This is a genomic window from Stakelama sediminis, assembly GCF_014199335.1.
GTDB classification, from domain to species: domain Bacteria; phylum Pseudomonadota; class Alphaproteobacteria; order Sphingomonadales; family Sphingomonadaceae; genus Sphingomonas; species Sphingomonas sediminis.
In genome coordinates this window covers 57,437-71,980 of the sequence record NZ_JACIJI010000006.1, presented here as the reverse complement: position 1 = coordinate 71,980, position 14,544 = coordinate 57,437, and the positions used below count along the sequence as shown (strand labels likewise).

Genomic DNA, 14,544 nt, shown 5'->3' with positions numbered 1-14,544 from the left:
ACAATGGATATCCGGGTATCTGGTCATCAGGTCGACACGGGTGACGCGCTGAAAGAGCATGTTACCGACCGGCTTCAGGGTATCGCGGACAAATATTTCTCCCGCGCGATTTCTGCCCATGCGACGTTCGGCCGCGGACCGCATGAAAGCTTTACCTGCGACATCGTTGCGCATGTCATGCAGGGGCTGGTGCTCAAGGGGCATAATGAAGGCCAGGACGCGCATGGCGCTTTCGATGGTGCGGCGGACAAGATCGAGAAGCAGTTGCGACGCTATATGCGACGATTAAAGGATCGCAACGCGGGTCAGGTGATCGCGGCTGCGGAAAATGCCGCGTATGACAATGCGGGATATACCGTGTTCGATTCCGCGAAGGAGGAGGAAGAGGCAGGTGACGCGCCGCTGATCATCGCCGAAACGCGTACCGACATTCCCGATGCCAGCGTTTCGGACGCGGTGATGATGCTCGACTTGCGCAACACCAGCGCCCTGATGTTCCGCAACAGCGGTACCGGATCGTTCAATATGGTATATCGCCGCCATGATGGCTCGATCGGATGGGTCGAACCGGACCGGAACTGAACGATAACGAAGTGGGTCGCCGATCTGGTTGCGGCGACCCGGTTGTCGAAATTTGGAATAAGTATGCGTGATTTCAGTGATCTTCTGACCCCCAGGGCTGTTCGGACCGGGGTTTCCGTTCCCAGTCGAAAAGCTTTGTTTACCCGCCTCGGGCAGCTCGCCGACGAATGCTGGTCGCTCGATGCAAAGAAGGTCAGTGACCTTTTGCACGAGCGGGAAAAGCTGGTGACCACCGGTTCGGGGAACGGCATCGCCATTCCTCACGCCCGATATACCGGCTTGCCGCACCTTGTGGGAGCGGTGCTGGTGTTGGAGAAACCGATTGATTTCGATGCGATCGACGACATGCCGGTCGATCTGATCTTCATGCTGTTGACGCCGCCCGATGCAGGGTCGGTGCACCTGAAAATGCTGGCGCGCGTTGCACGGGCGCTGCGTGATCAGGACTATGCCGATAAACTGCGCGGAGCTGGCTCTGACGATGCGCTTTTTGCCATCCTTACCGGGCTGGAGGCGCGTGACGCGGCCTGACCTCAGCGGGGAAGAAGCGCATTTTCGTGCGCTTGAGTCGCTGTATGACTCGGCACCCATCAATGAACTGTTCGACTCGAGACTGGAAATTGTCGAGGCGGGGGTAGCGCGCATCCGTTTCGAAGTTGAAGAACGCGTCTATCATGCGGCGGGTGCCGCGCATGGCACGAGTTATTTCAAGATGCTCGACGATGCCGCCTTTTATGCCGCCAACAGCCTGGTCACCGACCGCTTTCTGCTGACGACCGCATTCAATCTCCTGCTGACCCGCCCGCTCAAGGCGGGACCGGTCGTGGCCGAAGGACGCTGGGTGAGCGGTCAGCGTCGGGTTCTGGTCGCCGATGCCCGCCTGATCGATGCGGATGGGGAAGAGGCGGCGCGTGGAACCGGAACGTTCATGCGCTCGCGCATCCCGCTCTCGTCTCTCAAAGGCTATGCAGCGCAATGATGGGCGCACGTCCGGCAACACAATTTCTGGTCCAGGCACTGATCCGCCGGGCCAATGCCGAAGGCGGAGTTGCAACCGTCCTCAAGCGAGGCGACTCGACCGCCGGTGCCGTGCTGATTCTGGCGATGGAGCGTGGACGCACGGCTGGTTTTCTGGAACGCGGACTTGGTCCCGACGGAGCGCCGACGCTTGTGCACTCGGGCCCCAAATCCGCTGAGAGCGAAGCTGAAATATCGGAGTATTGGGCGAAACGATGCCGAAACGACCCTGACTTATGGGTGGTTGAGCTGGATATCGCGGATCCGGAACCCTTTGCCGCTGATTTGCTACTTTTCGGTTGACTTCACTGCGCTGCGGAATAATAGGCGCGCCCACATTGTTGGGTGCGTTGGACCGAAGCGGGGTGCGATTCCGTGCGGTGACGCAGTCGGGGGGTAAGCCCGCGCCGGCCTTTTAAGACGCAGTTGCCGGCTGTGAGCGCTCACCGCATTGAAACGATCATTGATGAACCGCTCATTTCGCGCTGTGCTTGGCACGGCGGGTGTTTTCTGTGTTGCACTATCGCTCGGCGCTACGGCTCCGGGCTTCGCCGGAGAGATTCCGACAGGGGCGCTGATCGGGGACCAGACGCCGGTTTCCCAGATTAACGCAGCACCGGCCGCAACGGTTCCGACTCCACCTCCGCCGGTGGTTCCGCCGCAGCTCACGCCGGAAGGCGACGACGCCACTGCCGATGCAACGGACAATAGTGACAAGAGTTCGCAAAGTGGCGAAGACAGCTATGCCAGTCTGGCCGATGCTGTGGCCGCACAGACGATTCCCGACGATATGGATGAGGAGCTCAACTGCCTCGCCACCGGGATCTATTTCGAATCGAAGGGCGAGCCGCTTTCGGGACAGCTTGCAGTGGCGGACGTCATCCTGAACCGCGCACGTTCGGGCCGCTTTCCCGGTTCGGTCTGTTCGGTGCTGACCCAGCCCGGCCAGTTTTCCTTTGTCCGCCATGGCCGGTTGCCCAAGCCGCGCACCCATAGCCGTTCCTGGCGTCGTGCAGTGGCGGTGGCGAAGATCGCCGAACAGAAGCTGTGGAACAGCCCCGTGCCCAAGGCGCTGTTCTTCCACGCGCGGTATGTCAAACCGCACTGGCGGTTGGCTAAGGTTGCGTCGATCGGTAACCACATCTTCTATCGCTGAACCGCGACCGGCTTTTCAACGTTCGTGAAATGTTCTAGGGGTCGGGCATGGCTACCGCTGTGTCCGATCCCCTTTCTCCCGTTGCCGACGGCGCGCTGACCGCAGCGGATGTGGCGCGGGGCGTGTGCAGGATGCTGTTGCGGCATGATTATGTCGCGATGGCGGAAGTGCCTCTCGCCGATGGCCGTCGCGCCGACCTGATGGCGATCGACTCACGTGGCCAGATCATCATTGTCGAGATCAAGGTGTCGCGCGCCGATCTGCTCGGCGACAATAAATGGACCGACTATCTCGACCATTGCGACCGCTTCTTCTGGGCAGTGCCACAGGGGTTTGACCATTCGCCGCTCGCCGGCGAACTGTTCCTGCCCGAACGATCCGGCATCATCATTGCCGATCGCTATGATGCCGCAATCCTGCGTGAAGCGCGCAAGGACAGCGTTTCGGCATCCGTCCGCCGCAAATCTACCCTGGCCTTTGCCCGTCGCGCGGGTCGCCGATTGATTGCCACGACCGATCCGGATGCCGAAACCGCCTGTTGAGGGGTGCGCGTGCGGCGTTTCACTTGACGGCTCGCTTTCCCGGTCGCACAGCACACGGCCATGACCGATAGCGCCCCCACCGACGCCAAGCCGAAGCGCGAGGCAAAGCCCAAATCCGAACTGCGCGACACGCTGAGCTTCCTCGTCAAGCTGGCGCTGATCGTGTTCGTGATCCGCAGCTTCCTGATCTCCCCCTTCGTCATTCCGTCGGGATCGATGCTGCCGCGCCTGCTGATCGGGGACTATATCTTCATCACCAAATGGAATTACGGCTATTCGCGCTATTCGCTCCCCTGGGGCATTCCGTTGATTCCGGGCCGTATTTTGGCGCGTAATCCCCATCGCGGCGATGTCGTGGTGTTCAAGGCGCCGCCGCTCAACAAGGAAGACTGGATCAAGCGCGTGATCGGTCTTCCGGGCGATACGGTACAGATGCGCGGCGGTCAGCTCTTTCTGAACGGCAAGGGGGTGCCGAAGGTGCGGGTCGCCAATTTCAATGAGCCGATCACGCCGAACACCGAATGCGAACCGCGATTCGTCACGACGATTCAGGGCAAGCAGATTTGCAGCCGCCCACGCTATCGCGAAACGCTGCCCAACGGCAAAAGCTATTATGTCCTCGACCTCGGCAATACCATCGCCGACGATACGCAGGTGTTTCATGTCCCCGCGGGCCATCTGTTCCTGATGGGCGACAATCGCGACAATAGCGAGGATAGCCGCTTCCCGCAGGAAGTCGGCGGCGGCATCGGCTATGTCCCCGAAATCAATCTGGAAGGTAAAGCCGTCGTCAATTTCTGGTCGACTGACGGCACCGCCAAATGGCTGTTGCCCTGGACCTGGTTCACCGCGACCCGCTGGCACCGCATCGGGGAAGGTTTTTGACCCGACCGCCGCTCGCTCCCTGGATTGAAACGACCTTTGGCCATACGCCGGAAGACCTTCCCCGGTTCGAGCGTGCGCTGACGCATGGCAGTCACGGGGCTGACAACTACGAACGACTGGAATTTCTGGGCGACCGCATTCTTGGCCTGATCGTGGCCGAGTGGTTGTACGAACGCTTTCCCGACGAACCGGAAGGGCTGCTTTCCAAGCGGCTGAACGCGCTCGTCACCGGCACGGTATGTGCCGAAATTGCCCGTGAAATCGGCGTGGTGCCCCATCTGCGCATGGGCAAGCAGGCGCGAGACGACGGTGCTGCGCAAAGCGACAATGTGCTGGGGGATGTCATGGAGGCGTTGCTCGGCGCGCTGTATCTGGAGGCGGGGCTGGAGCCGGTGCGCCGTTTCGTCCGCAGCGTCTGGGGCGAACGCATCGACAGCCAGCGCCGCGCGCCGCAGCATCCCAAATCGGCGCTTCAGGAATGGGCGGCCGCCAATCACCGTCGTCCGCCCGAATATGCGGTGGTCGATCGCTCCGGCCCACAACACGCGCCACGCTTCACCGTGCGCGTTGCCATTGGCACTTTCGCCGAGGCGAGTGCCGAGGGCGCGTCGAAACAGGAGGCGGAAACCGCCGCAGCGCGCGCACTGCTCGAACAGGTGCAGGCATGACCGACACGCCGACGAAATGCGGCCTGATCGCCGTGGTCGGCGCGCCCAATGCGGGTAAATCGACACTGGTCAATGCGCTGGTCGGCCAAAAGGTCGCGATCACCAGCCCCAAGGCACAGACCACGCGTGCGCGTTTGATGGGCATTGCGATTGAGGGCGACACGCAATTGCTGCTGGTCGATACGCCCGGTATTTTCGATCCGCGTCGCAGGCTTGACCGGGCGATGGTCGCCGCCGCCTGGGGCGGGGCGGAGGGCGCGGACGCCATCGCGCTGGTGGTGGACGGCAAGGGCGGTCTGGGTCCGAAGGTCATGACCATTGTCGAGGCGCTGGCCGAACGCAGCGAACCCAAAATCCTGATCCTCAACAAGGTCGATGTCGCTGACAAGCCGAAGCTGCTGGGCCATGCGGCAAAGCTCAACGAGACATTGGCGTTCGACGAAACCTATTTCGTCTCTGCCTCCACCGGTGACGGCGTGCCCGAACTCAAAAGCGCGCTCGCAGCGCGAATGCCTGAGGGCCCCTGGCATTTTCCGGAGGATCAGGTCTCGGACGCCACCGACCGGATGCTTGCCGCAGAAGTGACGCGCGAACAGCTCTATCACCAGCTTCATGCCGAACTGCCCTATGCCAGCGCGGTCGATACCGAGAAATATTCGGAACGCGAGGACGGATCGGTCGAAATCCATCAGCAGATTCTTGTCGCGCGCGAAACCCAGCGCGCGATCGTGCTGGGTAAAGGCGGGCAGCGCATCAAGGAAATCGGTGCAAAGGCGCGCACCGAACTCAGCCGGATGATGGGTGTGCCCGTGCATCTTTACCTGCACGTCAAGGTCAATCCCCGCTGGGAGGAAGACCGCAGCCTCTATCGCGACATCGGCCTCGACTGGGTGGACTGACCTATCGGGCGCCTGTCACGCCATGGCAGGTTGCAGTTCGGCACGCATTTCTTCTGCCTCCTCCTCGCTGGCGACGGTGGGCGACGCCCCTTCCAGCGGTTTTCCCGCCGGTTCTGCCATGAACCAGATCGACACTATGCCAACTACCCCTGCGATGATCAGGATATAGGCCGGAACAAGCAGGTCGCCGGTGAAATCGACCAGAGCAGCAGCAATGAGCGGGGTCGTTCCGCCAAAAGCCGATACTGAAAGATTGTACGATATCGCCGTTGCGCCATAGCGCGTCGAGGTCGGGAACAATGCGGGCAATGTCGATGGTTCGGTACTCATGAAGCAGACGAGCATCAGACCCATGGGCAGCGTTCCCAGAAAGATCGAGAGGTAACCGCCCTTCAGGATCAGCAGGAAGGTCGGCAGCGACAGGACGGCCAGCATGATCGACCCCGCCCACATAATAGGTTTTCTGCCGATCCGGTCGCTTAGATTGCCGAGAAAGGTCACGATCAGGCCGATAATCACCATGACGATCACAATGATGATCAGTGCAGGATTGGATGCGACATCCAGCTTTTCGGTCAGATAGGTCGGCAGATAGCCGGTCAGCATATAGTTGGTGACGTTGAAGCTCAGCACCAGTCCGGCAGCGATTAGCATCGGACGCCACTGCCTGGCGATCGTTTCCTTACCCTGCTCGACCGGCGAACGTTTGTTCATTCGCTCGCTATCGTCCTGATTCTCATATGCCGGAGTCTCATCAAGCTTTTGACGCAGATACATGCCGACAAAGCCAAGCGGGGCGGCGACCAGAAACGGAATACGCCAGCCCCAGGAGACCATCTGCTCGTGGGTCAGCGTCGCCTGTAGAAGGATGACGAACAGCGCACCGGTGATATATCCCGCCAGTGTGCCAACCGGCAGAAAGCTGCAGACGTGACCGCGCTGACGGTCGGGCGCATGTTCGGAGAGGAAAATCATCGCACCGACATATTCACCGCCCGTTGAAAAGCCCTGTACGGCGCGGGCGACGAACAACAGGATTGGCGCTGCAATACCGATCGCGGCATAGCCGGGAAGCAATCCCAGTCCCGCCGTACCCGCCGCCATCATCAGCACAGTGATTGCCAACACGCCCTTTCGCCCGATCCGGTCGCCGAGCATACCCCAGAATATGCCGCCAATAGGGCGTGCAACGAAAGAAACGGCCAGTGCCGCGAAGGATGCAATATCGGCCAGCGATGATGTGGGGAAGAATACTGTGCTGATAATCGTAACGACATAGCTATAGGTTCCGAAATCATACCATTCGGTGAAGTTCCCTATAGCAGTACCGGCAACGGTTCGTTTCAATTCCCGCGGGTCGCTGACGGTAATGTCGGATTGATCGGCGAAATTGCTGGCCTTCACGTGGAATAACCCTTTTTGATTTTTGTTTGTTCGCTTTAAAAAGCGTATCCCGGCCTTCTCTATTTATTTTAAGGCCTTCCCAATAACAGGCCGGTGCTGGGCGAGTTCCAATAAGTTTTACGGAGGATCAGGCGCAAACTGGCTAAATCGTATCCGGTCGGTGCCATTATTTTGCGGGCACTATCTTCCAAGCATCTGAATTATTAGAAAAAAATTCTCGATTGTGGTTCAGCGTGCGGCACCGCTCAGCAGCCTCTCGACCCATTCGGGCACCAGCACGCTTGCCGGACCCAGCCGGCTTTCGTCGAACAACCGGCTGCCTTCCGACGGGTCCAGATTGAGTTCCAGCGTTTGTGCTCCATAATGCGCGGCCATCTGCACAAAGCCTGCGGCCGGATAGACCGCGCCCGATGTGCCGATCGACACGAACAGGTCGCATCCGGCCAGCGCCGCCTCGATTCGGTCCATGCCATAGGGAATCTCGCCGAAAAAAACGATATCGGGACGAAGGGCGGGCGCTTGGCAATGGGGGCAGGGGCTTTTCGGCGGCAGCGGTTGACGCCATGTCGTCCGTTCCCCGCAGCCTGAACATAGTGCCGACAGCAGCGCGCCGTGCATGTGCAGCATCCGCTTTGCACCGGCGCGCTCGTGCAGATCATCGACATTCTGCGTCACGATCAGCAGTTGGCCCGGCCATGCGGCATCCAGCCGGGCCAGGGCGTGATGCGCCGCGTTCGGTTCCACACCGGCCAGCCCCGCGCGGCGCTCGTCATAGAAACGATGCACCGTCGCCGGATCGCGTGCCAGAGCCAGCGGCGTGCAGACATCCTCAACCCGGTGTCCTTCCCAAAGGCCGCCGGGGCCGCGAAATGTCGCCACCCCGCTTTCCGCTGAAATTCCGGCGCCGGTCAGCACCACGATATTGCCGATCTTATCCATCGCTTCAGCATAGCGCGCGCCGGCACGCAGGGAAGGTCTGTCCCGCGCGCGGCTTTTCTGTCAAAGCAGGGCTGTAGCGACGGGTAGAGAGGACAGCATGACCGGCATCGGAATCCTGGGCAGTCAGGGACGCATGGGACTGGCAATTGCCGAGGTGCTGTCCGAACTGGGCGCGCGTGATGCGGGCGGTGTCGATCTGGGCGGCGATGTCGAGGCACTGGCGCAGGCAAGCGACGTGCTGGTCGATTTTTCCGCGCCCGCCGCGCTTGAAGGCCATTTGAACGCGGCCATCGCCGCAGGCACGCCGATCGTGATCGGCACCACCGGCCTGTCCGGGCAGCATCATGCCGCGATCGACAAGGCGGCGGAGCGGATTGCGGTTCTGCAAACCGGCAATACCTCGCTTGGCATCGCCATGCTGTCGGCGCTGGTGCGGCAGGCCGCATCGCGGCTTGGCGAGGAATGGGACATCGAAATCGTCGAAACACATCATCGGCGAAAGGTCGATGCGCCTTCCGGCACCGCGCTGATGCTGGGCGAGGCGGCCGCTGAAGGACGCGGCACGACGCTTCCTGAAACCAGTGTGATCGGTCGCGCCGGGCTGACAGGCGACCGGGTTGCCGGTACGATCGGGTTCGCCAGCCTGCGCGGCGGTACGGTGGCGGGCGATCACAGCGTTTTGTTTGCCGGCGACGGGGAACGGATCGAACTGTCCCATCATGCCGAGGATCGGGCGATTTTCGCGCGCGGTGCGGTGAAAGCGGCGCTATGGCTCGCGGGACGCGATCCCGGCCGTTACACGATGGATCAGGTGCTGGGGCTTTGAAAAAGGGAGATATCGTCGAATTCTATTCGCGGCTGGCCGAGGAAAACCCGCACCCCGAAACCGAGCTGGAGTCGGTCAACGACTATACGCTGCTCGTCGCCGTGGTGCTGTCGGCACAGGCGACCGATGCGGGCGTCAACCGGGCGACCCGCGCGCTGTTTGCCACGGTAGATACGCCCGAAAAGATGGTCGCACTGGGCGAGGATGGCCTGAAACAGCATATCAAGACGATTGGTTTGTTCAATTCGAAGGCGAAGAACGTCATTGCGCTGTCACAGGCGTTGATCGCGGAACATGGCAGTCAGGTGCCCGCAGACCGCGATGCACTGGAAAAGCTGCCCGGCGTAGGGCGCAAGACCGCCAATGTCGTGATGAATGTCGCGTTTCAGCAGGAAACCTTTGCGGTCGACACCCATATCTTTCGCATCTGCAACCGTACCGGCCTGGCCCCCGGCAAGACTCCGCTGGCGGTGGAGAAAAAACTGGACAAGGCAACGCCCCAGCCGTTCCGCCTGCACGCGCATCACTGGCTGATCCTGCACGGCCGCTATGTCTGCAAGGCGCGCAAACCCGAATGCTGGCGCTGTATCGTCGCCGATCTGTGCCGCTATAAACCCAAGACGGCCGAACCGGCGGCGAAAGCCAGCGGAAAGAAGCAAAACGCCTGATCGGGCGAACGCACAAACGGCTGGCATAACCCGACTTCCTCTGCTACGCGCCACTTCCCACGCACCCGTAGCTCAGCTGGATAGAGCGCTGCCCTCCGAAGGCAAGGCTAAGTCAAGCGCGCTGTGAGTGATGGTTGAAAAAGTTGAGGAAAGCCAAGCGATTGGCGGAACTCGAAGGAAGCAGAGAAACTGCTTCCGTGGTCGTGGAAGCGCCGCGGAAGCAAATTGAAGGAAGCTGTAGAGTACGAACGACTATAATCGGCAGTGCTTCCAGCGCGCACCGTTTGCGATCGTTTGAAAGTTGGAATCGAGATTGACCCTGGTCGACCTCGGACACTATCTGAAGATAAATGCACCCATAGCTCAGCTGGATAGAGCGCTACCCTCCGAAGGTAGAGGCCTCAGGTTCGAATCCTGATGGGTGCGCCATCTCCCTCCTGGCTCGGCTTAGGGTCGAGCGGTTGCTCCCCATCACTCTTGAACAACCCGTCACGAAATCCCTTCCGGATTCTCATTCTCATGGGGTGTTGAGGAGTTTCCCCGCAGAAGGAGTCGGCCGAGACGGAGGCTCGTGGCGGGAGGCTCTCACTCCTTGGGGACACCGCTCGATAATCGCGGTGCGCATTCATTCAGGAGAGGTGAGCAATCCCTTGACGGCAAACAGCTCGACCGTGCGCATGAGGATGGCGCTCGCATGAGTGAAGTTTCCGAGCTGATCCTTGAAATAATAGTTCCACTTTTCGCCATGGAAGAGGTTGTTCCGCAGGCGGTAGACGATGATGAGCAAGGCCAGAATGGTCTCTGCGGCGCCCGTTTGAGCTTCACTTAAAACAGCCTCGACCTCGGCACGCCCGCCGTTCGGGCCTGGGTGGAAGCGTAACGCCTGGAAGCGATGGTTGAAGCCACTACCGTCGCGGTAACGCGCGGCGAAGAACGCAAGAGCCTCCTGAAAAGGCTCAACATCCAGACCAGATCCATGATTCGCGGCCTGGGCGACGCGCGCACGGAAACCGCCAATGCTGGCATTGTTTGCCATCACTCGTGCTTCGAAGAAGCTCCACAGCAGGGAGAACTCGTGGATTGCTTGGCGCTCTTCGGGCGCAAGGTGAGCATAGCCTTCGGTATTGGCGTTGAGCCATGCCTCAACAGGTGACATCGACCTTCCTTCTCGCACTCGTTTCGCAACCCACGACCAGTTGACAAAACGACGATCGGGCGCTGGGAAAATTCACTCTCATTCGTAGGGCAACTCTCCGAACAGCCCGATCATGAGATCACCATCGTACAGAGAAAATGGAATCTCGACATAGTGGTCGGGATGGCGCGGAAGAGCGCGCCCGTCATTCGGGCCATTCTTGGTATGGCCGCGGATGTGCTCGCCATTCTCCTTTATGTAGGGAAGCACGACTAACCGGCCGTGGTTGGTGGAGAGAATTGTGCCCTCCTTCCAAACCGTCTCCCCTTCGGCTTTGCGCGTTGAAGAAGTCTCCTTCACCTGCCAGCCAATGCCCCCGTCGGCCTCGTACCAAAAGACGATGCCATTCGAAACCAGGACGCGTTCTCCTCTCGCGAGCGCTTCGGCGAGGAGGCGCTGCACGCTTGCAAGCTGGAGCAATTGATTGGCGCGGGGCAGCAGGATTTGTCTGATCCTGGCTTTCGTTTTGCCCCAATGCATGGTCGCGCTGAGATCGAAGCCATTCGCGATTTTTGCACGTTCGGCGGTCAAAGCTGCCTTTTCACCAGCGAGATAAGGCTTCGACCAGATGCCGTCGTGCCCGAGGAACAGCAGGTAATGTGTCCAACGGTTGTTCGATCGACCGACTTTGGCAACTTTGAGATAGGGCATAGCCGCAAGCTGTTCCGCGAGATCGGCACGATAACGCTCGGCCTCTGGTGAGAGCTTCAGCGCATCAGCGCTCGGCTGCTCGTCGCCTACATGACGACGCAGGGCTTCGGCGAGCATTAGTGCCTCTTCGTCCTGCAAGCGCTGCTTGGATTGGAGGGCTTTTTCGACCTTCAATTGGAGGGATCGCTTGGCGACCGAGTCCATCGCGCGACCGGAGAGAGCTGCTCGTAAGGTGGGATTGAGCGCGTCGGCGGCCGCGATGGCGGTGTCGCGATCAGGATAATGGTCGGCAAAAACCGCGTCATTGTCCCCCGGCACCATGCGCTCGCGCCAAATAGGAGCGAGTTCACCTTTGTCGACAAGTTCCTGCATGAACCAGCGTTCGTGCAGCGGGCGGTAATTGGGCCAGACGGCGAGGATAGTATCAGACGCCCGCTTTAGCTCGGACCATTTCATGCCGCTTTATCCTGACGGGTCCGCACGTCGGCGATCCATTTTTCTAGGACATCGATCTCGTCCCCAATGAGCGCGGGGGCCGGCAAGCGCGGATTAATCTCACCGGGCTGGCTATGGAGGAGCGCCGAACAGCGCCCAAAGGCCTGTCGCATCACCATGCAATCAGCGTCGGTAAGCACCGTCAGTTTGATGAGCCCCGTCGTGTCGACCTTGCGCGACAAGCGGCGGATTACGGGCCCCACCACTTCCTCGACGGCGCGTTCCCATGTGGTGCGAAGTTGATCCTGGAAGGACGTCACCTCGCGAAGCCATTTTGCCTGATCGCCGCGCTCGTGATGGATTTTCACGTTTGCGAGATGCGCCTTCATCCCCTCGATCACCTTGTCGAGCGGCATGACGCTGGCCGGCGGCTCCTGGTGACAATAGCCGGCGTTGTCGGCGCCGCGGCTGATCAGCCGATATGCCACCGGCGTTGCTTCCCGGTCTTTAGTCGCCCGGCAGGCTTCATCAAGAAGAAGCAGGAAGGCCATGTCGTGGGTGAATACAATCACCTGGCGGGTCAGCCCGGCCTCCGCCAGTCGAGCGGCAACCTTGTCACGGTGTAGATGATCGAGCGAGGAGACCGGGTCGTCGAACACGATCGCCGACTGGGCGTCGATGGTTGAAAGCTCCGCCATGAAAGCGGCGAGTGCCACGCAACGGTGCTCACCTTCGCTGAGAACTTTAGCGACCGGCTCGCTCGGTTTGTTGATGAGCCGGACCTGGAAGAAGGGAACGCCCGCGCTGGTTTTCGTCTGCTGAAGCTCGATGGCAAGACCGGCAACGCCGAGTTTATTTACCTCGATCGCGAACTGACCACGCAAGCGGTTGGTGACGAGCGCCTGAGCGATACGGGCGCTCTGGGTCGTGATCTTGTTTGTCGTCGTATCTTTGTTGGCCTTCTCGATCGCCTCGATCGCCTTAAGGCGTTCGATCTGGGCCAGCACATCGGCTTTCACCATACCGAGCCATTTGCGGTCGGCGAGGCCATCACGCTCCTCGATGAGCGCTATCCGCTGCGGAGAATTGGCCTCAGCCTGGAGACCCGTAATACGAGCGGCGATATCATCGAGCACCGTGCGCAAAGGGGCAATGGAAGGGACCGCTGCGGACGGAAGGGCCGGCATTGCCGCCAAGTGGTGCGTTCTCAGAAGCGATCGCAGCCGCCAAGTCAGTTGCAGGGTTTCACGGCGAAGAGCGGCCGCCAGTTCTTCCTGGCCGATGTCATCCCGTATCAGGGCGACGATTGCCAGCAGGTCCGTCATCGAGATGGCTTTCGACGAGACCTCCGCGCACTGCTCATTATAGGCGACAGCAGCTTCCTGCTCGCGACGCTTGCTCTCGTCCTGCACAAAGGTCTCGAAAGTGCGGAGCCGCCGCGCGGCGTCCTCGCTGAGCGGCTGTTGGCAGAGGACACAATGAGCGTCGCTTTCCGTTACCGGAAACGGCCGATCTGGGTAGGCTGATGCGCGCGAATAATTGCGGGCGGCCTCCCACAAGACCTTCCAGACGTCAGAACCGATGTCGGGTAGCGGCTGATCGGCAAAGAGATTTGCGGATGCGGCTGCTGCGGCGGAGCGCGCGTTGGACAAATGCCTGCGGGCTTCGCTGAGGGCGGTCCACACGTCATCCGTGGCGGTCGCTGCCAACCGCTCGAGCTGACTGACGATGGCATTGATGCGGTTTTCCTGGCCCTGGAGCTGACGAACGGTCCGGATCGGATCACTTGAGAGATCGGTTGTGAGTGTCTGCAAGCGTGCGTCCTCGTCGGACGATAGGCCGGCGAGCTTCTCAATGGCGTCGGGTTTGGTCTCGCCAGACAGTTCGGCGATCAGCTTGCCGACTGCGGTGTCCTGCTTGCATTCAGGTTTGGAAAGGACAGCCGGGGTCTGCTCCTGGAGCACCTTTATCTCGGCGGTCAGCTTGGCCTTTACATCCTGACAGGCCTGCGCGAGGCCGGCGAGAATTCGGAGCGGAAGCGGCGTGTAGGCGAGATCGTTGGTGTTCTCGACATGGACATTGGCAGTCCGGGAATCGAATACGCTGACGGCGGAAAGCATGGCATCCGGTGCGGTACCTTGGGTCCACGACGCGCTTCGATTCTGTCCGCCGATAAAGAAGTCGACACTGGCGGCGGGAGTGCCGGGACTAGCCGCATAGATGTTGGGCAGGATCGCGTCGCCTTTCGGCGAACGCGCACGGCAGAGCTGTTTGAGAACGCGGGCGTAGCCAGATTTCCCTGCGCCATTGTCACCATAGATGACCGTGAGACCGACTTTTCCGAAGGATAGCCGCTCGCCGGACGCGAGGGCGTTGACATGCGATAGGCCGTGAAGGGCACCAAGGCTGACGACGGCGTGGCTGGCCGCCGGGTCCCGGACGTGGCTGGCGTCGAGGGGAGCTGCCTGTTCGGTGGCTTTGCAGATGCCGACAAGTGTCGTGATATCGGCGCTTTCAAGCTTGGGCTGACTACACAGCCGCCGCAGCGCATCGCGCTGCCAAGCCGGCAAATCCGCCGACCATTTGAGAATGTCGGCAAGAGCTGCTGCTTCGTTAGAAAGATCGCCGTCCTGTCCGTCCATGATTCCCCCTGACCTTTACTGCCCCCAAAGACTCA

16 protein-coding genes and 1 tRNA gene are annotated in these 14,544 nt (G+C 60.5%); 12 read left to right on the top strand and 5 right to left on the bottom strand.

Annotated features, from left to right (window positions below; all coding sequences use genetic code 11):
- The first annotated feature begins 3 nt into the window (after positions 1–3).
- The 9 genes from hpf to era all read left to right on the top strand — a co-directional run bounded on the left by hpf (position 4) and on the right by era (position 5,749).
- Positions 4–582: a ribosome hibernation-promoting factor, HPF/YfiA family gene (gene hpf, locus FHR23_RS13625; RefSeq protein WP_184005083.1), complete on the top strand. Its 579-nt coding sequence runs from the start codon at positions 4–6 to the stop codon at positions 580–582.
- Positions 583–645: 63 nt separating this feature from the next.
- Entirely contained in the window at positions 646–1,113 is a 468-nt protein-coding gene (locus tag FHR23_RS13620; protein ID WP_184005081.1) for a PTS sugar transporter subunit IIA, read from the top strand.
- Positions 1,100–1,561, top strand: a complete 462-nt coding sequence (locus FHR23_RS13615; protein ID WP_343043165.1) for a PaaI family thioesterase — start codon at positions 1,100–1,102, stop codon at positions 1,559–1,561. Before FHR23_RS13620 ends, FHR23_RS13615 begins: the two co-directional genes overlap by 14 nt.
- Positions 1,558–1,902, top strand: coding sequence for a DUF1491 family protein (locus tag FHR23_RS13610; RefSeq protein ID WP_246359897.1), 345 nt, complete (start codon positions 1,558–1,560; stop codon positions 1,900–1,902). The genes FHR23_RS13615 and FHR23_RS13610 overlap by 4 nt, the downstream gene beginning before the upstream one ends.
- A gap of 163 nt (positions 1,903–2,065) precedes the next feature.
- The gene (locus FHR23_RS13605; protein ID WP_184005077.1) at positions 2,066–2,755 is read left to right on the top strand and encodes a cell wall hydrolase; all 690 of its coding nucleotides are present in this window, start codon (positions 2,066–2,068) and stop codon (positions 2,753–2,755) included.
- Between the two features lie 47 nt (positions 2,756–2,802).
- On the top strand, positions 2,803–3,297 hold the full coding sequence (locus tag FHR23_RS13600) for an MmcB family DNA repair protein (RefSeq protein WP_184005075.1): 495 nt from the start codon (positions 2,803–2,805) through the stop codon (positions 3,295–3,297).
- Between the two features lie 60 nt (positions 3,298–3,357).
- Positions 3,358–4,182, top strand: coding sequence for a signal peptidase I (gene lepB, locus FHR23_RS13595; protein WP_184005073.1), 825 nt, complete (start codon positions 3,358–3,360; stop codon positions 4,180–4,182).
- Positions 4,179–4,850, top strand: coding sequence for a ribonuclease III (gene rnc, locus FHR23_RS13590; RefSeq protein ID WP_246359896.1), 672 nt, complete (start codon positions 4,179–4,181; stop codon positions 4,848–4,850). Before lepB ends, rnc begins: the two co-directional genes overlap by 4 nt.
- Positions 4,847–5,749, top strand: coding sequence for a GTPase Era (era, locus tag FHR23_RS13585; protein ID WP_184005069.1), 903 nt, complete (start codon positions 4,847–4,849; stop codon positions 5,747–5,749). The genes rnc and era overlap by 4 nt, the downstream gene beginning before the upstream one ends.
- Before the next feature lie 15 nt (positions 5,750–5,764).
- On the opposite strand, the gene FHR23_RS13580 is transcribed toward era, so the two are convergent.
- Entirely contained in the window at positions 5,765–7,153 is a 1,389-nt protein-coding gene (locus FHR23_RS13580; protein ID WP_221227540.1) for an MFS transporter, read from the bottom strand.
- Positions 7,154–7,381: 228 nt separating this feature from the next.
- Positions 7,382–8,092, bottom strand: coding sequence for an NAD-dependent deacylase (locus FHR23_RS13575; RefSeq protein ID WP_184005067.1), 711 nt, complete (start codon positions 8,090–8,092; stop codon positions 7,382–7,384).
- Between the two features lie 97 nt (positions 8,093–8,189).
- On the opposite strand from FHR23_RS13575, the gene dapB reads away from it, so the two are divergent.
- The 3 genes from dapB (at position 8,190) to FHR23_RS13560 (ending at position 10,015) form a co-directional block, all read left to right on the top strand.
- Positions 8,190–8,918 carry a 4-hydroxy-tetrahydrodipicolinate reductase gene (gene dapB, locus FHR23_RS13570; RefSeq protein ID WP_184005065.1) on the top strand — a complete coding sequence of 243 codons (729 nt, stop codon included), beginning with the start codon at positions 8,190–8,192 and terminating at the stop codon, positions 8,916–8,918.
- Positions 8,915–9,586, top strand: coding sequence for an endonuclease III (nth, locus tag FHR23_RS13565; RefSeq protein WP_184005063.1), 672 nt, complete (start codon positions 8,915–8,917; stop codon positions 9,584–9,586). The genes dapB and nth overlap by 4 nt, the downstream gene beginning before the upstream one ends.
- A gap of 352 nt (positions 9,587–9,938) precedes the next feature.
- Positions 9,939–10,015, top strand: a tRNA-Arg gene (locus FHR23_RS13560).
- Between the two features lie 196 nt (positions 10,016–10,211).
- Here FHR23_RS13560 and FHR23_RS13555 read toward each other — a convergent pair.
- From FHR23_RS13555 to FHR23_RS13545, 3 genes are all read right to left on the bottom strand, one after another.
- The gene (locus FHR23_RS13555; protein ID WP_184005297.1) at positions 10,212–10,742 is read right to left on the bottom strand and encodes a hypothetical protein; all 531 of its coding nucleotides are present in this window, start codon (positions 10,740–10,742) and stop codon (positions 10,212–10,214) included.
- A 78-nt stretch (positions 10,743–10,820) separates the two neighbouring features.
- Positions 10,821–11,888: a hypothetical protein gene (locus FHR23_RS13550; protein WP_184005061.1), complete on the bottom strand. Its 1,068-nt coding sequence runs from the start codon at positions 11,886–11,888 to the stop codon at positions 10,821–10,823.
- Positions 11,885–14,509 (bottom strand): AAA family ATPase, encoded by a 2,625-nt coding sequence (locus FHR23_RS13545; protein ID WP_184005059.1) that lies wholly within the window; start codon positions 14,507–14,509, stop codon positions 11,885–11,887. The genes FHR23_RS13550 and FHR23_RS13545 overlap by 4 nt, the downstream gene beginning before the upstream one ends.
- Between the last annotated feature and the right edge of the window lie 35 nt (positions 14,510–14,544).